This is a genomic window from Salinicola endophyticus, from assembly GCF_040536835.1.
GTDB classification, from domain to species: Bacteria; Pseudomonadota; Gammaproteobacteria; order Pseudomonadales; family Halomonadaceae; genus Salinicola; species Salinicola endophyticus_A.
This window is the reverse complement of record NZ_CP159578.1, coordinates 2,277,910-2,298,580: the sequence shown is the minus strand read 5'-3', so window position 1 is coordinate 2,298,580 and position 20,671 is coordinate 2,277,910. Positions and strand designations below refer to the sequence as shown.

The following is a 20,671-nucleotide window of genomic DNA, read 5'->3' as shown; positions in this document are numbered from 1 at the left end:
CCATGAGTGACGCCCAACCTCCACTCGCCGGCCTGCGTGTGCTCGACCTGTCGCGGGTGCTGGCAGGCCCCTGGTGTACCCAGCAACTAGCCGATCTGGGCGCCGAGGTGATCAAGATCGAGCGCCCCGGGCGGGGTGACGACACTCGTGGCTGGGGGCCGCCCTGGCTGCCGGGCACCCGGGAGTCCGCCTACTTCCTGAGTGCCAACCGCGGCAAGCGCTCGGTGGCGATCGATCTCGCCGACCCCGAGGGCCAGGCGCTGGTGCGCCAGCTGGCGGCTCATGCCGACGTGCTGATCGAAAACTTCAAGGTGGGCGGACTGGCGGCCTACGGGCTCGATCACGCCAGTCTCCAGGCGGATAACCCCGGCCTGGTCTACTGCTCGATCACCGGTTTCGGTCAGGATGGCCCTTATGCCGCGCGGGCGGGATACGACTTCCTGATCCAGGGCATGGGCGGGCTGATGAGCCTCACCGGGCAGCCCGACGCGGCCGGCGGCGAGCCGACCAAGGTGGGCGTTGCCCTCACCGATATCTTCACCGGGCTGTATGCCGCCAACGCCATTCTGGCGGCGCTGCGCCGGCGTGAACACGATGGCAAGGGCGCCTATATCGACATGGCGCTGCTCGATGTGCAGGTCGGCGTGCTGGCCAATCAGGCGCTCAACTATCTCACCAGTAGCAGCGTGCCCCAGCGCCTGGGCAACGCTCATCCCAATATCGTGCCTTATCAAGCATTTGCCGCCGCTGATGGCCATCTGATCATCACCGTGGGCAACGATGACCAGTTCCGGCGTCTGTGCGAGGTGCTCTCGCTGGCGGCGTTGGCCGACGATCCGCGCTTCGCCACCAACGCTGCCCGAGTGGATCACCGCGAGCTGCTGGTGGCGCAGTTGGCGGCGCGCCTGGTCGAGCGCCGCCGCGACGACTGGTTATTGGCGCTGGAACGGGCGGGGGTGCCGAGCGGGCCGATCAACACCCTGGATCAGGTGTTCGACGACCCGCAGGTACGCCATCGTGGTATGCAGATCGAGCGCCGTGGCGACGATGGCCGCGTCGCACATCTGGTCGGCAATCCGATCAAGCTGGATGGCGAGCGCCTGGGTGCGTCGGGTATGCCGCCGCGGCTGGGCGAGCACACCCTCGATGTGCTCGAAGGGTGGCTGGGCCCCGGCGCGGCGGACTGGGAGGCGCTGCGCGAGCGCGGCGTGATTGGCTGAGACCGTTCATGCCCATGCTCCGTTCACGCCCAGCCACGCTCTATCAGCCGTCGCTGGATGATCGCCACCGGCGTCAGTAGATGGTCACGTAGTGCGCGCGCGGCACCCTCGGCGTCGCGCGCCAGCACGCGCTCGACCAGTTCCGCGTGCTCGACTCGCTTGGTGGTCAGCGCCTCGGCCGAGAAGACCGTCTGGTGCAGCCACAGGTGGCGGTAGCGCTGGGCCTGATCGAACAGCGCCGCCCGGGCCTGCAGCAGCGGGGGGCAGCCGCAGCCGGCGACGATCGCCGCATGCAGCGCCTGATGGCGGGCATCCCATAGATCGAGCATGTCATCACCCGAGTGCAGCTCGCTGACCCGAGACAGGCGATGCGCTGCGGCCAGGATCGCCGCTTCCCAGGTGTCGTCGCCGCGTTCGATGGCCAGCCGGGTCAGCAGCCCCTCGAGTTCGGCACGCGCATCGTAGATCGCCTCGAGTTCGCCTAGTGACATCGGCGCCACGCGGTAGCCGCGTTGGCTGATGCTGGTCACCAGGCGCTCGCCCACCAGACGGGTCAGCGCCTCGCGTAGTGGCCCGACGCCGATGGCGTAGCGCGCCTTGAGTTCGCTCATCAGTAGCTTCTCCGACGGGGCGTAGTGGCCCCGTACGAGATCGCGCTTGAGCGCGGTATAGGCGGCTTCGGCGCTCTGGGGCGCGGCGCTGGGAGCGCCCTGGGGCGTGGCGGATGGCATGGTGAGTCGACCGAGACGGTGAATGAGGAAGAGATGTAGATATTGAACGAAAATATCGATGCCTTGAGAAGCGCGACCAGAGACGCATTGCATCGCACCGGCCTGCAGGTTACACCAGATGGAGCGATCCTAAGGATGCTTTGCCCATGCCGTTGACCTCAGCCTCTCAAGTCGCTCACCAGATCGATAGCCTCATGGGGTTCTACCACCCGCGTTGCATCGATACCCAGGCGGGATTCTTCCACGCCTTCACCGATAGCGGCGAACGACTTCAGCCCCAGCGGCGCCATCTGCTCTCCAGCGCCGGCTTCGTGATCAACTATGCGCGCTACGCGGTGTATCGCGGCGAGCCGGAGTATCTGCACTGGGCGCGCCACGGGCTGCGTTTTCTCGAAGAGCACCACTACCAGACGCGAACTCAGGGCTACGCCTGGCTGCTCGATGGCGCCACGCCGGAAGACGAGGTCCAGCGCTGTCTGGGGCTGGCGCGGGTGCTCGAGGCCTATGCGGTGGCCCTGGACGCTGGTATCGGCGAGGCGGTGGCGGGGCTGACGCGGGTACGGGCACTAATCGACAAACATTTCTACGAAACTGGCAGTGGACGCTACGCCGACTCGGCGGATGCGCGCTGGCGGATCGCACCCTACCGCAGTCAGCGCGCCAACCTGGAGATGTGCGAGGCGCTGCTGGCCTGCCAGGCGGTGAGCAGCGATGCCGAGCCTCTGGCGCGGGCGTTGAGTGTCACCCGCAGCGTCTGGCAGCAGTTGGCACCGCTCGCCGGCGGCTGGCTATGGGAGCACTTCGATCGCGACTGGCGGGTGGATTTCGAGCTGCACCGCTACCGCCCCGATGACCGCTACCGCCCGTGGGGCTTTCAGATCGGCCATCTCGCCCAGTGGGCCAAGCTGATGACGCGACTCGCCGCGTGGGTGCCAAGTGCGCGTGGCTGGCTGCTGGATACCGCCGGGTCGCTATTCGCAGGGGCGATGGAGGCGGGCTGGGATGGTGTGCATGGCGGGCTGTTCAGCGGCGTGGACATGCGCCGCGAGGTGGTCAATCGTGACAAGCAGCACTGGGTTCAGGCGGAGAGCCTGGCCGCCGCGGCGCTGCTCGGCGACGCTACCGGGCAGCCGCGCTACTGGCGCTGGTACGACCGCATCGCCGACTACTGCGGCCAGCATATGATCGACGGCGCACGTGGGGGCTGGTATGCCACGCTGACCGCGGACAATCGCCCCTATTCGCGTGAGAAGAGCCCGCTGGGCAAGACCGACCGCCGCCCACTGGCCACCTGCTATCTGCTGCTGCCGATCCTGCGTCGCCGCGAAGGGCTGGAGAGACCGGGGCACGTCATCGGCGGCGGGTTCGCCGATGCCTAAGAGGGTCTTTCACAACCGCTAGACGGCGTGGGCTTGTCCGGCGGCAGGGCATCGCGAGGGCGCTGTGAACCCCTCCCTGGGCGCTACCTTTGCCATCCCTGGCAAAGGACCCTCGCTTTGCCTTGCCTCCGGCGCCCATCGTCAGAAAGTTTGGAAATGAGCTCTAAGGCCTCAACTGGCGGCGTCCGGTGATTCGGCGTTGGCTCGGGCTTCATCGTCCAGGCGGTGGCGCAGCTCGGTCCAGGCGGCGTAGGTGCTGAGGTAGACCTCGCCGCTCAGGTGGTCGAGAAAGTCGCTCTTCTTGAGCCGATCCATCACCGGGCCCTTGACCTCGGCCAGGTTGAGCGCGATCTGGGAGTCGGCCAGGCGCGCATTGATCGCTTCCAGGCTCTCCAGCGCCGAGGCGTCGATCATATTGACCGCCGAGCAGATGAGCACCAGATGGCGCATGGCCGATCGATCGGCGATCAGCGCGTAGACGGTATCCTCGAGATAGCGCGCGTTGGCGAAATAGAGACTCTCGTCGATTCGCAGCAGCGCGATCTCGGCATCGATCTCGGCCTCGTGGCGGCGTACGTTGCGAAAGTGTTCGGTACCCGGCAGCCGGCCCACCACCGCGGTGTGCGGCCGGCTGGTACGGTAGAGATAGAGTGCCAGCGATACGCCCACTCCTGCCATCACGCCAGCCTCTACCCCTTCCAGGAAGGTGAGCACGATGGTGATCAGCATGGCGGCGAAGTCGCTTTGTGAGTAGCGCCAGGTCCGCTTGAGCCCGGGCAGGTCGACCAGGGTCATCGCCGAGACGATGATGCTGGCGGCCAGGGTGGCGATCGGCAGATAGGCGATCAGCGGCGTCAGGCACAGGATCACCAGACCCACGCCGAGCGCCGCCAGCGCGCCGGCGGCGGGGGTCCGCGCACCGGCATCGAAGTTGATCACGGTCCGCGACAGGCTGCCGGTGACCGGCATGCCCGAGGTGAAGGCGGCGGCGAGGTTGGCACTGCCCAGACCGATCAGCTCCTGATCGGGCGAGATGCGCTCGCGCCGCCGGGCGGCCAGCATCTGCGCCAGCGACACCGACTCGATGAATCCCACTACGCTGATCAGAAAGGCCGGCAGCAGCAGCTCGCGCCACACGGACGGGTCGAGCGAGGGCAGGCTGAGCGGCGGCAGGTGGGCGGGAATCTCGCCGACTACGGCCACCCCCAGGGCGGGCAGGTCGAGTGTCCACGAGAGTAATGTGGTGATGGCCACCGCCATCACCGGGCCCAGGCGCACAATGAAGGTGGCGGTGCCGGCGGCAAGCCCCAGGCGGCGCAGTAACGGTGCGGCGCGGCGCATCAGCAGCAGGAACATCAGCGCACTCAGCCCCAGGCCCAGCGTGGGCCAGTGTAACTGGTCGAGCTGGCGCAGAATGTGCAATAGCTGGTCGAGTAGCGTGAAGCCGGAGCCGCCGATACCCATGAGGCTGGCGATCTGGCTGGCGGCGATCAGCACGCCCGAGGCGGTCAGCAGGCCCGAGACCACCGGGTGACTCAGGAAGTTGGCGAAGAAGCCCAGCCGCAGCAGACCCATGAGTGCCAGAATCAGCCCAGAAAGCAGCGCCAGAGTGACCGCACCCTGGCTGTAGGCGACGCTGCCGGGCACGAACAGCGGTGACAGTGCCGCGGCGGTCATCAGCGAGACGATCGCCATGGGGCCGACGGCAAGGGTGCGGCTGGTGCCGAACAGGGTGTAGGCGATCAGCGGCAGCATACTGGCATAGAGCCCGGCGACCGCCGGCAGCCCGGCGAGAATGGCGTAGGCCAGCGCCTGCGGTATCACCATCAGGGTCACGATGACCGCTGCGATCAGATCTTCGCCGAGCAGATGACGATTGTAGTAGGGCAGCCAGGTGGTGATGGGAAAGTAGCCGGCGATGCGAGCGCGCAGCCGAATCCGTTCGCGGGGCTCGCTAGCGAGCCATCGGCGCCATCGGCTCATGGTGTTTTCGGCCTCTGTTCATAAGCTTATCGTTGGAAGCGATAATGGTGCGCGCTCGCCGGAGTGCATGCAAGCGAGCCGCCGCCGAACGTGCTCAACGGGCGGGCATCTCACGGGCGAGAAAATCGAGCGCCGCTGCTTCGGCATCGCCACGCAGCAGGAAGGCGGTGATATGGCCGCGCCAGCGCATCCAGTAGAGCTCGGCGTGGACGCCGTGGGACTGCAGGGCGCTGAACAGCCCCCGGGCGTGCTCGGGCGGCACCAGATCGTCCCAGGTACCATGGAACAGGAAGAAGGGCGGAGCTCCGGCGTGAACATGGGTCAACGGCGATGCGGCGGCATAGGCTTCAGGGAGTTCCTGCTTGGTGCCACCCAGCAGCTGTATCAGCAATCGGCCGCTGTCCCAGAGTCGTAGATCTGCCGGTGTGCCCCCGGAGACCACCGCGGCAAAGCCGGTATCCGCGCCACCGTAGGGGCGATCGAGCGGGCTATCGGTGCCGGCCACCAGCGCTAGCAGGCTGACCAGGTGGGCGCCGGAGGAGTAGCCCAGACCGGCGATGCGATCCGGGTCGATCCGCCACTCGCGGGCGTGGGCATCGATCCAGTGACGCGCCAGCTGCAGGTCGTGCAACTGTGCCGGAAAGCGGAACTCGGGGGCGAAACGGTAGCTGACGTTGACCACCACGTAGCCGTGGCGCGCGAAACGCTTGGCGATCGGTGTCATGTCGTCTTTCGAGCGACCCTCCCAGCCGCCGCCGTGCACCATCATCACCGCCGGGCGCAGCTCGGTGCTCGAGCTGTCGGGCAGATAGACATCCGCCATCAGCGCTTGCGGCCAGTCGGCCGGGGTGAAGCGTTGATCATGCAGAACCTGGTAGTCGAGCCCCTGTGGGGTGCGGGCTGCCGCGGCGCCGGCATCGTCGGGCGCGTTGACGTAGGTCGAACAGCCGCCCAGCGCCAGGCTTATCAGTAGCCAGATCCCCATGCCTTTCAAGCTTCGCAGGGCACGCATCGCGCGCGCCACCGATCGCGTTCTCCTTTTCACCACCCATCGACCCATCATCTCGCCGCTCCCTCGGCCATCAGTCGTGACCTCAGCGTAAGCGCTGGCGCGTGATTCGACGAGTCGAAACCTTGTGCCACGAGTGCTTTCACGCTCTCCAAGACGTTGTGTTGCCTCAGTGAGCAGGCCGGTGGCGGGAGGGGGCGACCCTGGCGTCAGGCCGAGGCGTCGACCAGGCGCCCCTGATCATCGGCGAAAGCCTGGGCGATGCGCAGCATCTCTTCCGACGGGATCTGACGGATGACCTCGCCGGTAGCCCGATCGACGACCTGGGTGATCACCTGGCTGTCGAAGTCACTCAGTTCGAAGCGCAGGCCGTATTGATACATCACGGCGTTGAGCTCGTTGATCTGGTCGCTCAAGTAGCCCTTGCCCTTGCGTTCCTCATCGTTGGCGGCCGCACTGGTCTCCTGAGCGAAGGGCAGATTCTGTCGCGCCTGCTGCATCAGGGTGTCGAGGCGCTGCTGCGGCGAGCTCCCGGTTCCCAGGTTGAGCGATAGTGTGTTGAGATCGATGGGGCTGGGCATGGCTTGTCACTCCCGTTGCGATACTTGGATCAGAGGCCTCTGCTGCCAGCATCCAGCCGCTGTCAGCCATTTTTGTTGACTGGTCGACTCAACGCGGCGGGTTGCCCACGCGAGGGCCGCCGACATTGACGTTTCCTGACAGGCTTGCGCCCTCGTCGCACTGCAGGCGATGCGCCTTGAGCGTGCCCTGCACCCGCGCGCCGGGAGCGATCATTGCCGTACCCTTGACACGCTGCTCGCCCGATACCCGACCTGAGATGCGCAGCGTGCCTGCCCTCAACCGCGGGCCGACCTCGGCCTGCGATCCGATGACGACATCATGTTCGTCGGCTGCCAGCGTGCCGTCGAGCCGCCCTTCGACACGGATCGATTCGGCGCAGTCGATGTCACCAATCACTCTCACACTGGCGCCGATCAACGTGGCCGCGCTGTCGCGCGCTAGGCTGGGCGAAGGGGCTGCTGGCTGCGGGGAAGGCGCGGGTGGGCAGGAAGATGAGGCGTCGACTTCGGCCGGCATTGGCTGGGCTTCATGCTGCGGACTCTCGATGCGCGTCGCCTGCAGCGACGACGATGACTGGGCTGTCAGCACGCGCTCACGCCGCCCACGTGCCCGACGGTAGCCGTCGAGCAGCAGCAGCAGACAGCAGCCTAGGCCGCCCAGTAGAAGCCACTCTCCCAAATCCATGCTGCCCTCTTCTTGTACTGATGCCCGCATCCGTCTCCTGGCGTTGGCAGGGTGCAGGCTCGGCGCCGACCATCATCTTGACGGAGGCATTTGATCCTTGTATCGGCGCTGATACGCAAACCTGAAGGTAGCCGTGACTCTTCTGTAGCACGGCACGCGGTGCCGTCCGTCGTACGCGTCGACGAATGAGAGTGAGTAAGGTTTGATCCCGGCTAGGGGGCGAATGAAATCGCGCGCGGACGCGGAAACGCGAGGGTGAGGCCTTTCGTGGTCAAGATATCGGCATGATCGCCGATGAAGGAATTCAGCGTTCGGGCAGCTTGCGCCCGAATATCGCCAACCCGTGATCGAGAGCTGTCCGATGTTTCCCAAATCCAGCCAAGCGCTTCGCCAGACCGCTTCGAGTGAGACCATCAGCACGCCGGCGCGTGGTAGTGAGCCTACCCAACCGCTACACGGCATGTCGCGGATTGGCGCCAGGACTACGATTCGTGGCGATGTCAACGGCGACGAAGACCTGCTGATCGAAGGCCGAATCGTCGGCGATGTCAGCTTTCCCCATCATGCGGTGACGGTCGGCAGTGATGGCCAGGTCGAGGGGCGCCTGATCGCCCGCGAGATCACGGTGAAAGGGCGGGTCGAGGGGCAGCTCATCGCGGCCGAGCGGATCACGCTGAAAGCTACGGCCGCGGTCCAGGGTGAGCTCTACGCCCCTGGTTTGATCCTCGAGGATGGTGCGGCCTTCCACGGCAACATCGATATGAATCCCGAGCACGATGTACTGCGCGAGGCGTTTGGTGGCGAGCCCCGGGGCGACAGGGTGACACCGTCAGCCGTAGCGGAAAGCGACGAAGCGGAGGACGAGACCCACGCCGACCGGCCGGTCGAATGAGTCGGTAAGACACGCCAGTCGTCTCGCCGCTCGCTGACTGGCCGCTCGTCTCTGAAGGGGCGTGTCGAACGTGGCGTTCCGTCGTCCGATAAGCGACGAACTGGAGCGCCTGGAGGCACTTATTCACCGTAACGTTCGCTGCCGATGCGGGCATGCTGGCAGTCAGCGGAGAACTCTCGACGGGTGCGGCATGAAAATAGTGGTCACGGGCGGTGCGGGTTTCATCGGCAGAGCTCTGGTTCAACACCTGCTGACGGCTACCGAGCATAGCGTCGTCAATATCGACAAGCTCGGCTATGCCTCGCACCCGGATAACAGTCTGGTTGACGCCTATGCCGGCCGCTACTGGATGGAGCCGATCGATATCAATGATCGGGCGGCCCTGGAGCAGGTCTTCGGGCGCCATTCGCCTGACGCCGTCATGCATCTGGCTGCGGAGACGCATGTCGACCGCTCCATCGACGATCCGCTCTCGTTCGTGCATCACAACGTCCTCGGTACGGCCACGCTGCTGGAGGTGACGCGAAGCCACTGGCGTGGACTCACCCCGGCCCGCCGTGAGGCGTTTCGCTTTCACCATGTCTCCACCGATGAAGTGTTCGGCGATCTCGGCGCAGATCGCGCGGCGCGCTTCGATGAGAACTCGCCCTACGCTCCCAACTCCCCCTATTCGGCCAGCAAGGCGGGGGCCGACGGGCTGGACTTGTCTCGACTGGGGACGCCGGCATGACGCGCTACAAGGGTATCGTGCTGGCTGGCGGTGCCGGTAGCCGTCTGCACCCGATCACCATGGGTGTCTCCAAGCAGCTACTACCGATCTACGACAAGCCGATGATCTACTATCCGCTGTCGGTGCTCATGCTGGCGGGGATACGCGACATTCTGATCATTACCACCCCCGAAGATCGAGACAACTTCCAGCGTCTGCTGGGCGACGGCGCGCGCTTCGGTATCGATTTGCAATACGCCGTGCAACCGCGACCTGAGGGTTTGGCACAGGCGTTTTTGATCGGCGAGTCCTTCATCGGTCAGGACAACGTCTGCCTGGTGCTCGGCGACAACATCTTCTACGGGCAGGCGTTCAGTCCCAAGCTCAGAAGAGCCATGGCATGTGCCTCTGGCGCTACAGTGTTCGGCTACCAGGTCAAGGATCCGGAGCGTTTCGGCGTGGTCGAGTTCGATGCCGAGCGTCGCGTACTGTCACTCGAGGAAAAGCCGAGCCAACCGCGGTCCCATTATGCGGTCACCGGGCTCTACTTCTACGACAACGACGTTATCGAGATCGCCAAGCATCTGAAGCCTTCGAGTCGAGGCGAGTTGGAAATTACCGATGTCAATCGCGCCTATCTCGAGCGAGGTGACTTGCAGGTTCAACTGCTAGGGCGCGGCTTTGCCTGGCTCGATACCGGTACCCACGAAAGCCTGCTGGAAGCCGCCCAGTTCGTCGAGACCATAGAGAAACGCCAAGGGTACAAGATCGCTTGCCTGGAGGAGATCGCCTGGCGCCAAGGGTGGCTGAGTGAAAGCGAGCTGGCCGCGGCGGCCAAAGTCTTCGCCAAGAATGGTTATGGGCGTTATCTGCTCGAGTTTCTCGAAGAGTCCTCATAACCACGATCAACAAGGGCCAATCAGCTCACGATACCAGTGGGGCCGGTGGGTATCCGAGAAAAGGTAATTCATGAACGACAAGCCCATCTATGTCACCGAGCCCTATCTGCCACCGCTTGACGAGTTCATCCCCTATCTCGAACAGATATGGGCGAGCAAGAAGCTGACCAACAACGGGCCGATGCACCAGCAGCTTGAAGCAGCGCTCCGTGATTACCTGGGCGTACCGGAGATCGCGCTCTTCAACAACGGCACCATTGCGCTGCTGACCGCGTTGCAGGCGCTCAGAATCAGCGGCGAGGTGATCACTACGCCGTTTTCGTTCGTGGCCACCGGGCATGCTCTGCTCTGGAACGGCATCACGCCGGTCTTCGTCGATATCGATCCGCAGACCTTCAATCTCGACCCCCGGAAGATCGAGGCGGCTATCACGCCGCGGACGACCGCGATCATGCCCGTGCACTGTTACGGCAACCCCTGCGATGTCGCAGCGATCCAGGAGATTGCCGATACCTACAACCTCAAGGTGATCTACGACGCCGCTCACGCCTTCGGCGTCGAGGACAAAGGGGGCAGCATTCTGCGTCATGGCGACCTGAGTGCAATCAGCTTCCACGCCACCAAGGTCTTCAACACCTTCGAAGGTGGCGCCATTGTTTGCCCCGACGCCAAGACCAAGCGCCATATCGATAACCTCAAGAATTTCGGCATCGTCAACGAGACGACGGTGGTGGCATCGGGTATCAATGGCAAGATGAGCGAGATCAACGCGGCCTTTGGTCTGCTGCAGCTGAAGCATATCGATGGTGCGATACGCCGTCGTGCGGAAGTGGACCACTTATATAGACATCGCTTGAAAGGTGTCGACGGCATCCAGCTGCCGGATTTTCACCGGCAGGTCGTCTCCAACTATGCCTATTTTCCTGTGCGTGTCGGTCGCGGCTACGGATTGAGTAGAGATGACCTGTACGAGCGCTTGCGAGCACAGGATATTTATGCGCGGCGCTACTTTTATCCGCTCGTTAGTGACCACTCGGTGTATCGCGGGGGAGAAAGCCTGACGCCGTCATCCTTGAGTCACGCACGCAGCGCTGCGGATGAAGTGATTTGTTTGCCAATGTCAGCTTCTCTTTCTGAAGAACAGGTCGAATTCATTTGCCAGATTGTCAGAGCGTCTCGGGGTGAGGTGTCGTATGGATAAGCTTGTGATCGGCATCTGTTCAATTGGTAGTGGTGTCGGGCAATCGGTGATCGACTCATGCAAGCTGTTCAAGCCGGGTGCCGTTCAGACAGTCGGTTTGGGGAACACTCCCTCGGCCTTCGGCGCGACGGAGTGCGATCGCAGCCGGCTGATTCCTGGTTACCATGACGGCGGCTATATAGAGAGATTGATCGAGGTCGCGACAGAAGAAAATATCACGTTACTCATCCCGGGACACGACGATGAGGCGTATATACTGGCAAAAAATAGAGAAAAACTCGGGGCGCACGGTATCGGAGTGCTGGCCGCGCCGGAAGCACTGATTGCGATGTGTAGGGATAAATACAGCTATACGGAGACGTTTCAAGAAGCTGCGCCTTTTTTTGTGAAAAGTTATACTCATCAAGAGTTGCTTGACGCTGACGAGGACATCTTTCCACTGATCAAAAAGCCGCGATCAGGGTACGCATCTAAAAGCATTAGCGTCATTGCGAATCGGCAGGGTTTGAATGCGGTCGATGACGGGGAAAGCCATATCTATCAAGAAATCGCCATGCCGGCTAGTGGCGACGATCTCTCTGTTGAGTACAGGAGCAGCTTGTCACGTGGAGAGAATCGACAAGTCAGCGAGATCTCCTTACAGTTGATTTTCGATCAAGGTTCAAAGCTGCGGGCCTGCTGTGCCACGACTAATCGTCTGGTCAACGGCGTGCCGATCGAGATCGTTCCAATCGATCTTGCACCGCTCAATCACTTTATCGAGGCCTTTTGCCGATCGATGCTTCGATGGAGTGCTTTTGGACCTATCAATGTACAAGGACGCATGACGGACGAAGGTTTTAAAGTCTTCGAGATCAATCCGCGCTTTACCGGTATTACTGGGCTCAGAGCCAAGCTCGGGTTCAATGAGGTCGAGTATGTGGTCATTGGATTGCTGATGAAGCAGCCATGTTTGCAGCCTCGTCTATCGTCGAGACATGCCGGTGTCAGGCAGGTGGCGAGTAAAAAGATCGATCTGCCCCCATCGCGTTGGCCAGCCTCGGACTCGGGGCATCGCGCTGAGGTATCGGGGGTGAGGAGGGTGTTGCTCTCTGGTAGTACCGGATTGCTCGGGGGGCTCTTGTTGGATCGCCTGCTCTCTGACACCGACTTTGAAGTCTATACAGTCGACCGCCACCGTAACGGAAGACAGGGGATTAGACAGGCTTACTGTTTTGAGGAGCTGCGCTCCGGAGTGGCAGATATTCGCGGTATCGATGTAGTGCTCCATGGCGCCTTTGCCAGGCCTCACCACGGGCCTGAAGATCATTTTGCCGCCATTCAGACGAGTATGGAATTCTTGCGGGCCTGCATGTGCATGGCGCCTGCGAAGATCATCTTCCTCTCCTCTCAAAGTGTCTACGGGAATTCGAAAGACGTGTTGTCTGAGGCGTCTCTGCTACGCCCGGAAAGCTCTTACGCCCAAGCCAAAGTGCTCGTGGAAGATCACTTGAAATCGCTTTCACAGATGACCCGGGAAACTCGATTCACGATCTTGCGGCTCTCTTCCGTCATGGGGCCGCTGGATGCGCTAGTTGAACAGGAAGCTTACTCATCCATGATGTCGACATTGGCGGGCGGCGGTGAAGTGTCGGCAAGACACTTATCGCGTCGGATCAGTAAGATTGACTATAGAGACGCTGTCGATGCGTTGCTTCATTTTACAAAGCGCGAGTCGCAGCATGGCTTCTTCGACATCATCAATATAGGCCCCGGCAGCACGCCTTCTCTAGGAGAGGTTCTCGATGCCGCGGTAGAGAGGTTGGGGGCGAGTTATCGCGTCATGGCGTCGTATGCTGAGGGTGTGCCTGATGACCTGATCATCTCCAGCCATAAAGCCCATCAAGAGTATACCTGGTATCCACGTCACGATATGCAAAGTACCATTGACAGCTTCAGGAAATAACGCATGGCGAGGAAAGCCTTTGTTTTTTGTAGCGACCTGAGGAATTACCAGGTCTTCGGGACTTTTCTGGAGATGCTGCATAGGCTCAGCGTGCAAGGTGGCTTCCAAGTTGTCCCGTGGGTCATTGTGGGGGAGCGGGATGCTGAACGTCTCGCCGATATTCGGTCAGTTGTCTCCCGAATCCTCGGAGATCATCAGGGCTACTATCAAACGACAACTAGGTCTGCCGAGTCTTCCAGGGAGATATCGGTGCTGGTCGATGAGCTGCTGCGGCCGGTGACTGATATCGAAGCCTTGAGGGCCGTCACCTATCGAGACCTCAATATTGGGGTGGCCATCGTCTCTAACCTGATCTCGCGCTACCGTTGTGTCTCGTTGGATATCGACAGCTGTTGGTCAGAGGTCGAGTCTTATCTTTTTCAGGCGATACTTTTCGTAGATCACTTTGAGACCAGCGTGCAGTCGGTTGGCCTGGAGTCGGGTGATTGTGTTTATATTTATAATGGGCGCTCATATAATACTTACCCACAAACATTGATGCTGGAGCGAATCGGACAGCAGGTTGTCTATTATGAAAGAATGAATGCAGGGGCAGCACTCAGGATTCAGCCTTGTCGTATACATGACTTTGGAGCTATGTCTGCGGTAGTCAAGGATTTTTGGGAAGCGTCCAGTGATCCACGGAAGGTGGAAAAGGCGGAGGCTTTTTTTGCCAAGCAAAGAGCCAATGTGTTTGCCGATAAGTTTTCTGAGATGCCAGCCAGGTGTCGCGAGTACATCGTCTATTTTGTGTCTAGCGAAGACGAGTATGCATCTCTAGATCCGAGAATAAAGTTGTCGACTATTTTTGCGACCCAGCGTGAAGCCGTTGCATGGCTGATAAGCTGGGCTGCCAACCAGTCTCGCTACCAATTGGTTATTCGTAACCACCCCAATCAAGCGGGTATCTGTCGTCGTGATTTCGACTACTGGCATGGTCTGGCCGGTGACAATGTCGATGTCATTCAGAGCGATTCCGTCGTCAGTTCTTACGATCTCATGCAGGGTGCTGCCAAGGTTCTGTGCTTTTTCTCGACGGTGGGTGTCGAGGCGGCCTATATGGGGGTGCCGAGCATCATGCTGGGTAAGGCCATCTATAGCGGCCTCGATGCCGTTTACGAGCCCGATACTCGCGAGGCGCTGGCACTCATGCTCGACACAGACATCGAACCGAAGCCCGCTGCCAATGCGCTACCCCATGGCTATTTCACTAGTTGTTACGGCTGGCCGATGACGTTCTTCGAGACCCTTGGGCTCTCCCGTTTCGACGAGTATCAGCGGTTGTTTGCTGTTTGAGTCCTTTGGGCTGTGGGGTGAGTTGTCAAGTCACCGATTTGTTGACCAGGGACGTTGATTGTGAATGTATAGCGGGGCCTGATCCCGGCGGGCGAGGACATGCCCAGCCGGGTTGCTCTTGATAAAGGGTTTCGGGTTAACGAGGATCGTTGAGGTATTCGGCAAGCCTTTTCTCGAGATCATCGAGGGCGAGGTTCGGCTTGACGCTGAAGAGCCCCGCAGTATCGACCCGTCGTACCGGCTGCAGATAGTCGAGCACAATGTGATAGTGGGGACGATTCCAGAAGTCGTGGATGAAAATCCGGGGCTTGCTGACATCGTCGGCCGTTTTCATGATGTGAATCACGGTCGCCACGACACAAGCAACTCGGAACCTGCCATCGATCAGTGTCAAATCGAAAGTCGCGGTAAAATCGAGGATGTGGCGACTATAGTTGCCATAGTTTGCGATCGCCGCATTCGAGGTGGGGAAACCCCAAGCGCCAGTTGGGCCGATATCGATGTAGGCCAAACGGCACTTCTCGCCGAGTTTTGCTTTCAGTGCATGTATCCACTTGCCATCACTCTCGACACCTTCCACTACCAGGCCGTTTTCGATGGCCCAGACGGTAGAGCCACCCGACCCAAATTCGAAGTAGCTGCTCGCGGACCTCAGCGCATCGCGGAAGAGTCCCTTCTCTGCGCTGCTCATAAAGGGCGCGTCGGGCAACTCCAAGGTCTGCTGTACGTCATCCATGCCGCCAGTGCCGGCCGACTGGTTGTCGAACCGCTCAAGATAATCGGCATAAGCATCGATGGCGTTAGCGAAGGTTTCCTTTTCGCTGGGCAGCTGGTTCATGACCTTGTCACGCGCGGCGAAGCCCAATGACTCGCTATGACTTCGGTCTTCCGAGTAGATAGCCTCCTGAGAGGTGCGCTCGAAGAAGAGAATATCCTGGCCCTGATTGAAAAACTGGTCTGCGCGTTGCGTTAGGTTGGAAAGAACCGCGCAACCCGAGATGGCCGCATGTCTTATGCGCTCATGCAGCCAATCGTGATAAGTCGGTGAGACGTTGAGTACATAGCGAGCCCGTGTATACAGAGACTGAAGCTCATCGAACGTTTTCTCGCCGATAAACTGCCAGTGGCGAATGGCGTCGATACCCACAAACCTTCCTAGTACTTGCCGGGCGACCTCTGGCGCTAGCACGACAATGTTGGCTGAAGATGGCATCTGCGCCAGCACTTCGATGGCCTTGAGCCTGGCGCGTCCACGGCTCACATCGTCGAGCAGGCTGAGCAGGCCCAGCAGGCGCTCGTCTTCCTCCGACCAAGGGTAGTAAACTTGCCATTTGTATCCGAAAATACGTTGGTAGGTTTCCCGAAAGATCGATAGCAGCGGGCGTGAGAAGTCGGTGAACTGCTCGAGCACTTCATTCACGAGCGTGACGTAGTCATCGCCATAACTCGTGGCTTTATCCAACAGTTCGTTATATAGCACATCAGCACGCGGCGCGTAGCTGAGATTCATCGGCACCAGAATGTCGATATCCCGTTCTATATGTGGTCTGTCACCCCCTTCCCACACCTTGGGGGACGACTCCGTTGTCGGGCTGAATATGAACGAGATATCGGGTCTGACAAAAGCGAGTTCGCTACTCAGCGAGGCGCGCGCGACAAATAGTCCGCTCGGCGAGGCATGGCGCATCCTATCGAGCATGAAATCGGCATAAGGGTGGTCATTGACCGCGCCGATGATGGGGTGGCCATAACTGTGAAAGACATTGCTACTGCCATAGCCGCTGATATTGAGCGAAAAGTCGAAGTAGCGATTGCCGCCCAACAGGACATGGTCTGCAGAGGTGGCCAGCTTGAGTATGGTCTTGGGGCCGATGTTATCGGCATTTACCCACTCCACCGGACAGCCGGCACCCTGCAGCGTGCGGAACATCCCGTGCATGCCACGCTTGATGATACCGTGATTGGCCTGGTTGCCGGTGTCGATCAGGCACAGTTTGCGCTTGCCAAGTGCGCGGCTTAGGCGTTCCAGGGGGGCGAGCTGAACGCCATCTGGCCTGGTAGACGCCGTCTGGAGTGGCGTCGTTTCACCAAGCGATTTCTGTGACGAGGCCTCCAGCGGTTCGCTCTCCGAGGAGAGGAATCTGTCGAGATAGCGGCGGGCCAGCGCTGCATCCAACTGATGCAACAGGCTGCCGGTCACATCTTTGAATCCATAGACGACGTGCAGGAGGAAAGCCAGCTTGATCCGCTGGCTATCGCTCAGGCTGGCCATGCGCGTCTGGTCGGGTAGCAGTAGCGCCTGGGCGGACCACAGCTCGGAGGCGGCCACGTCGGCATGGATCTCATCCATGGGCAGGGCGCTGCGATGGTGCTGATCGTGCAGGTGGTAGAGGCGGAAGCCATTCTCCTTGGCCCAGCGCTGAACCTCGCCCAGATCGGGCTGGCGCTCGTGGGTCGGCTGGAAGGCGATCTTGACCTGAATCAGTAGCGCCGCGGCCAGCGACTGACTGCCATGGCTAAGAATGTCGGCAGCATCGCTGGTGTCGTCCAGCACCAGCCAGTCCAGAGCCGGCAGGCCTTCGATGCTGTCCAGAGCAAGGGTGTCGAAAGCGTGGGGTTCGGCCGCTACCTGAGGCTGCCGCTGCTCATGCTGGCGATCCGCTGGCAGTGCGCTCGGCGAATTGGGGCTTGGCGTGAACAGGGTGGCCGGTGAGCCCGTGCCCAGGCCATGGCCGGCATAGTAATGTACGCGCTCGGCACGGCTCATGGGATGATGGGCCGCGTCCCTTGAAGGATCGAACACGATCAATTCGAGGCGCTCGTCCCGCAGCAGCTTCTCGACGTTCTCATCGTTCAGTAGCTGTCCACCGTTGTCGATGGCGATGATCGGCTCTTCGAGCGGCCAGCCGAAGCCATCGTCGGTTTCGAGCGCCGGAGGACGGGGCACTTCCACCGGCTCGTCGCGATCCTCGAAATAAGCGCGTCCATGGCCGTCGAAGGTGAGGGCGGCCGGCTCTGCGCTTTCGCAATAGCGCTGCCAGACGGCTCTCAGTGCCTTGCGCAGATGGCGACCGAACTTGGGCGCGTCGCAGATCGGAGAGTGTTCGAGATAGGTTCTCAGCGCCGCGCGGATCACTGCCAGGCTCGGCAGGTCGGACGCGAGTTCGATCACTCGCTCGCGGAACGCTTCCCAGCTATCCGTGACCAGTTCCGGCATGCCGGTGTTCGACAAGTGCGTGGCGCTATGCCGTCCGGCGAAGGTCGGGCCGACATGCGTGACTACGGGAACGCCCATCAGCAGCGCTTCACAGGTCGTCAAGCCTCCTGAGTAGGGCCAGGTATCCAGGGCAATATCGACACGGTTGTAGCTCTTGAGCAGCGTTTCATGGTCCGAGGGCCCTTCGAGCATGACACGCCCGGATTCGATGCCGTGATGCTCAAGCGTAGACAGAATACGCTGGCACACGTCGGGGCTGGTGTACTGCCCCCCTTTTAGGAAGAGGCGGCTGCCGGGCACCTGGTGCATCAGCTTGGCCCACTCGGCCAGCAGCACGTCGTTCACCTTGGCTGGGTTGTTGAAGCAGCCGAAGGTCACGTAACCGTTGCTGATGGCCGGCAACGACGTGATCGCGGGGGTATAGGCGGGCGGCGTATAGCAGATGTAGTCATTGGGCAGGCGGATCAGCTTCTCGGTATAGAGATGATCCACCCCGGGCGGCGTTTCATATGGGTCGCTCAAGAAATAGTCGAACGCCGCCATGCCCATGCTGCTGATCTGCATGCCGACCCATTTGATGATGATCGGTGCCGGCTTCATGTCGACGACCGGGAGTCGGCTCTGGGCGCCGTGACCCGCCAGATCGATCAGGATATCGATATCGTCGGCAACAATTCTATCGGCGAGCTGCTGGTGGCTTAGATGATAGGTAGGTATCCAGTGGCAGCGTCGCTTGATTTTTTCGGCAATCGGATCGTGAGCGTCGTTATCGGTGTAGGCGTAGAGCTCGATATCGCTGGCAAGATTCTCCAGAGCACTGCTCACCATCCAGCCTACCGGGTGAACCCTGAGGTTGCTCGAGAGCAGTCCGACCTTGAGCGTACGATCTGAGGTGCGATCCTTGGCATCGTGCGTCAATAGTCGTGGCGGCGTGAAGTGGTCCTTCCACGCCTTGGATTTGCGCAGAATGCTTTCGGCCGAGGCCGCGGGATTGTAGTGGTCGTTCAGCAGTCCGTTGGAGTAAGCCGTGTAGTACTGTGGGCTCAGTCGCAGCGCCTGGGCGTAGTAACGCTCCGCCGCCGCGAAGTCGGTCATATCCTTGTGATAGTTGCCGAGCGTATTGAGCACCGAGGGGTCTTTCGGCTTGAGCGTGTGTAGGCGCTCCAACGCTTCCAGGCCCTTCTGGAACTCGAAATGCAGTGAAAACAGGATGCTGCGCATGGCCAGGATCTCCGCTTCCGGATGTCCTGCCCGCTCGGCTTGTGCCAGATGCTTTTCCGCGCGGGGGTAGGCGCCGATCTCATAGCACATGTTGGCCATGTTGAAATGAGCCTGGGCGCTGTCACCGTCGATCTCCAGACTGCGGGTTTGCAGCTCGAAGGCGCGCTCCTTCTGCCCCTGCTTGAAGTACGCTTTCGACAGCGCCGTCAGTACCAGAGGGTCCGTCGGAGTCAGCGTCATGGCCCGCTCCAGCGAGGAGAGCGCACCGGCGGCATCGCCGGTCTGCAGCTGGCTATTGCCCAACGCTTTCCAGGAAAAGGCATCCTGTGGGTAGCGCTGTGCCAAGGACTCGGCTTCTTTCCTGGCGTGCTGATAGTCACCTTGCCGATAGAGGTCCATGAAGCGCTTTTGCAGTGGGGCGGGGACGTGTTGGCTATGGTTCATGAGCAGCAATGTTCCGACAGGAGGTGAGGAGTCTTTCAAGCTTCCCATGTCTCGAGAAGCGCGAAGCGGCGAATAGTTGGCCTTGACGGCGCCATTCTCGGTCGCGGGCTTTCTGGGTGGCGGATAGGCAACGAAAAAGGCCGGCAAGATGCCGGCCTTCCATCACTCCCTGGGGAGGGATTAACGCAGCAGCGAGAGAACTGTCTGCGGGGTCTGGTTCGCCTGGGACAGGACCGAGGTGCCAGCCTGCTGCAGGATCTGCGCGCGGGTCATGTTCGACACTTCGGTGGCGTAGTCGGCATCTTCGATGCGCGAACGGGCTGCCGACAGGTTGGTCGAGGTGGTGGTGATGTTGTCGATCGCGGTTTCGAAACGGTTCTGGACCGCACCCAGGTTGCTGCGCTCGGTGTCGACGTTGTTGAGCTTGTTGTCGAGGACCTTGAGGGCGTCGGTGGCGAGCACGTCGAAGCCGCTGGCGCTGACGGAGCGGGTGCCGCCGTTGGCAGCCGATGCGCCGGCAGTCGCAGTGGAGGAGTACATGTTCCAGCCGCTGGCAGCGTTGGTCGAGGTGCCGGAAGCGCTGGCCCCACCGATGGTGATGTTGATGGTTTCGCCATCGTTCGCACCGACCTGGATGCTGAACGAGGAGTTGCTGGTGCTGGTCTTGAAGACGTTGGTGCCGTTGAACGTGGTCTGTTCGGTGACACGGTTGATCTCTTCCAGACGCTGGTTGACTTCCTTCTGGATGGAGTCGATGTCGTCGGCGCTGTTGGTGCCGTTCTGAGCCTGAACGGTCAGCTCACGGATGCGCTGCAGGTTGTCGTTGACCTGGTCCAGGGCGCCTTCGGCAGTCTGCGACAGCGAGATACCGTCGTTGGCGTTACGGCTGGCCTGGTTGAGACCGGTGATCTGGCTGCTCATGCGGTTGGCGATGGCCTGGCCGGCGGCGTCGTCCTTGGCACTGTTGATACGCAGGCCGGAGGAGAGACGCTCCATGGCGGTCGAGAGCTGGCTCTGCGACTTGTTCAGGTTGTTCTGACCGATCAGCGCGGTGATGTTGGTATTGATAACTGCCATTGTCGTATTCCTTTCTCATAGTGAGAGGGCAATTTGGGCCTGATCCGCAGAACGTCGAATGGCTGTCGGATCCTGCTGCAACGGCCCCTTGGCCGTTGTCCCATTTATCGGCGCTACCCCGGGGAGCTTTAGAAAAAGATTTT

15 protein-coding genes are annotated in these 20,671 nt (G+C 61.1%); 8 read left to right on the top strand and 7 right to left on the bottom strand.

The features are described from left to right. Nucleotides 1–2 precede the first annotated feature (2 nt). Nucleotides 3–1,220, top strand: coding sequence for a CaiB/BaiF CoA-transferase family protein (locus tag ABV408_RS10400; protein WP_353978905.1), 1,218 nt, complete (start codon nucleotides 3–5; stop codon nucleotides 1,218–1,220). A 23-nt stretch (nucleotides 1,221–1,243) separates the two neighbouring features. On the opposite strand, the gene csiR is transcribed toward ABV408_RS10400, so the two are convergent. Continuing rightward, nucleotides 1,244–1,951: a DNA-binding transcriptional regulator CsiR gene (gene csiR, locus ABV408_RS10395; RefSeq protein WP_353978904.1), complete on the bottom strand. Its 708-nt coding sequence runs from the start codon at nucleotides 1,949–1,951 to the stop codon at nucleotides 1,244–1,246. Between the two features lie 146 nt (nucleotides 1,952–2,097). On the opposite strand from csiR, the gene ABV408_RS10390 reads away from it, so the two are divergent. Next, nucleotides 2,098–3,330 carry an AGE family epimerase/isomerase gene (locus ABV408_RS10390; protein WP_353978903.1) on the top strand — a complete coding sequence of 411 codons (1,233 nt, stop codon included), beginning with the start codon at nucleotides 2,098–2,100 and terminating at the stop codon, nucleotides 3,328–3,330. A 171-nt stretch (nucleotides 3,331–3,501) separates the two neighbouring features. On the opposite strand, the gene ABV408_RS10385 is transcribed toward ABV408_RS10390, so the two are convergent. The 4 genes from ABV408_RS10385 to ABV408_RS10370 form a co-directional block, all read right to left on the bottom strand. After that, a complete protein-coding gene (locus tag ABV408_RS10385) occupies nucleotides 3,502–5,313 on the bottom strand; it encodes a sulfate permease (protein ID WP_353978902.1) in 1,812 nt (603 codons plus the stop codon). A 94-nt stretch (nucleotides 5,314–5,407) separates the two neighbouring features. Next, the gene (locus ABV408_RS10380) at nucleotides 5,408–6,325 is read right to left on the bottom strand and encodes an alpha/beta hydrolase (protein ID WP_353978901.1); all 918 of its coding nucleotides are present in this window, start codon (nucleotides 6,323–6,325) and stop codon (nucleotides 5,408–5,410) included. A gap of 206 nt (nucleotides 6,326–6,531) precedes the next feature. Continuing rightward, complete coding sequence (locus ABV408_RS10375) at nucleotides 6,532–6,903, bottom strand: flagellar protein FlaG (protein WP_353978900.1); 372 nt, start codon at nucleotides 6,901–6,903, stop codon at nucleotides 6,532–6,534. An 88-nt stretch (nucleotides 6,904–6,991) separates the two neighbouring features. Then, complete coding sequence (locus tag ABV408_RS10370; RefSeq protein WP_353978899.1) at nucleotides 6,992–7,588, bottom strand: polymer-forming cytoskeletal protein; 597 nt, start codon at nucleotides 7,586–7,588, stop codon at nucleotides 6,992–6,994. A gap of 361 nt (nucleotides 7,589–7,949) precedes the next feature. Between ABV408_RS10370 and ABV408_RS10365 the strand changes: the two genes are divergently transcribed. The 6 genes from ABV408_RS10365 to ABV408_RS10340 all read left to right on the top strand — a co-directional run bounded on the left by ABV408_RS10365 (nucleotide 7,950) and on the right by ABV408_RS10340 (nucleotide 14,569). Further along, nucleotides 7,950–8,480, top strand: coding sequence for a polymer-forming cytoskeletal protein (locus tag ABV408_RS10365; protein WP_353978898.1), 531 nt, complete (start codon nucleotides 7,950–7,952; stop codon nucleotides 8,478–8,480). Nucleotides 8,481–8,670: 190 nt separating this feature from the next. Next, nucleotides 8,671–9,210, top strand: a complete 540-nt coding sequence (locus tag ABV408_RS10360) for a GDP-mannose 4,6-dehydratase (protein WP_353978897.1) — start codon at nucleotides 8,671–8,673, stop codon at nucleotides 9,208–9,210. Beyond that, nucleotides 9,207–10,088: a glucose-1-phosphate thymidylyltransferase RfbA gene (rfbA, locus tag ABV408_RS10355; protein WP_353978896.1), complete on the top strand. Its 882-nt coding sequence runs from the start codon at nucleotides 9,207–9,209 to the stop codon at nucleotides 10,086–10,088. Before ABV408_RS10360 ends, rfbA begins: the two co-directional genes overlap by 4 nt. Before the next feature lie 70 nt (nucleotides 10,089–10,158). After that, complete coding sequence (locus ABV408_RS10350; RefSeq protein WP_353978895.1) at nucleotides 10,159–11,289, top strand: DegT/DnrJ/EryC1/StrS family aminotransferase; 1,131 nt, start codon at nucleotides 10,159–10,161, stop codon at nucleotides 11,287–11,289. Continuing rightward, complete coding sequence (locus tag ABV408_RS10345) at nucleotides 11,282–13,234, top strand: NAD-dependent epimerase/dehydratase family protein (protein ID WP_353978894.1); 1,953 nt, start codon at nucleotides 11,282–11,284, stop codon at nucleotides 13,232–13,234. Before ABV408_RS10350 ends, ABV408_RS10345 begins: the two co-directional genes overlap by 8 nt. Before the next feature lie 3 nt (nucleotides 13,235–13,237). Then, nucleotides 13,238–14,569, top strand: coding sequence for a hypothetical protein (locus ABV408_RS10340; RefSeq protein ID WP_353978893.1), 1,332 nt, complete (start codon nucleotides 13,238–13,240; stop codon nucleotides 14,567–14,569). Nucleotides 14,570–14,705: 136 nt separating this feature from the next. On the opposite strand, the gene ABV408_RS10335 is transcribed toward ABV408_RS10340, so the two are convergent. Further along, a complete protein-coding gene (locus ABV408_RS10335) occupies nucleotides 14,706–19,598 on the bottom strand; it encodes a tetratricopeptide repeat protein (protein WP_353978892.1) in 4,893 nt (1,630 codons plus the stop codon). A 33-nt stretch (nucleotides 19,599–19,631) separates the two neighbouring features. Continuing rightward, a complete protein-coding gene (locus tag ABV408_RS10330; protein ID WP_353978891.1) occupies nucleotides 19,632–20,528 on the bottom strand; it encodes a flagellin in 897 nt (298 codons plus the stop codon). Nucleotides 20,529–20,671: the final 143 nt, after the last annotated feature.

What these genes read in the sequence shown, in the direction of transcription:
- ABV408_RS10400 (WP_353978905.1), top strand. Translation starts at nt 3, where the DNA reads ATGAGTGACGCCCAACCTCCACTCGCCGGCCTGCGTGTGCTCGACCTG.
- csiR (WP_353978904.1), bottom strand. Translation starts at nt 1,951, where the DNA reads ATGCCATCCGCCACGCCCCAGGGCGCTCCCAGCGCCGCGCCCCAGAGC.
- ABV408_RS10390 (WP_353978903.1), top strand. Translation starts at nt 2,098, where the DNA reads ATGCCGTTGACCTCAGCCTCTCAAGTCGCTCACCAGATCGATAGCCTC.
- ABV408_RS10385 (WP_353978902.1), bottom strand. Translation starts at nt 5,313, where the DNA reads ATGAGCCGATGGCGCCGATGGCTCGCTAGCGAGCCCCGCGAACGGATT.
- ABV408_RS10380 (WP_353978901.1), bottom strand. Translation starts at nt 6,325, where the DNA reads ATGCGTGCCCTGCGAAGCTTGAAAGGCATGGGGATCTGGCTACTGATA.
- ABV408_RS10375 (WP_353978900.1), bottom strand. Translation starts at nt 6,903, where the DNA reads ATGCCCAGCCCCATCGATCTCAACACACTATCGCTCAACCTGGGAACC.
- ABV408_RS10370 (WP_353978899.1), bottom strand. Translation starts at nt 7,588, where the DNA reads ATGGATTTGGGAGAGTGGCTTCTACTGGGCGGCCTAGGCTGCTGTCTG.
- ABV408_RS10365 (WP_353978898.1), top strand. Translation starts at nt 7,950, where the DNA reads ATGTTTCCCAAATCCAGCCAAGCGCTTCGCCAGACCGCTTCGAGTGAG.
- ABV408_RS10360 (WP_353978897.1), top strand. Translation starts at nt 8,671, where the DNA reads ATGAAAATAGTGGTCACGGGCGGTGCGGGTTTCATCGGCAGAGCTCTG.
- rfbA (WP_353978896.1), top strand. Translation starts at nt 9,207, where the DNA reads ATGACGCGCTACAAGGGTATCGTGCTGGCTGGCGGTGCCGGTAGCCGT.
- ABV408_RS10350 (WP_353978895.1), top strand. Translation starts at nt 10,159, where the DNA reads ATGAACGACAAGCCCATCTATGTCACCGAGCCCTATCTGCCACCGCTT.
- ABV408_RS10345 (WP_353978894.1), top strand. Translation starts at nt 11,282, where the DNA reads ATGGATAAGCTTGTGATCGGCATCTGTTCAATTGGTAGTGGTGTCGGG.
- ABV408_RS10340 (WP_353978893.1), top strand. Translation starts at nt 13,238, where the DNA reads ATGGCGAGGAAAGCCTTTGTTTTTTGTAGCGACCTGAGGAATTACCAG.
- ABV408_RS10330 (WP_353978891.1), bottom strand. Translation starts at nt 20,528, where the DNA reads ATGGCAGTTATCAATACCAACATCACCGCGCTGATCGGTCAGAACAAC.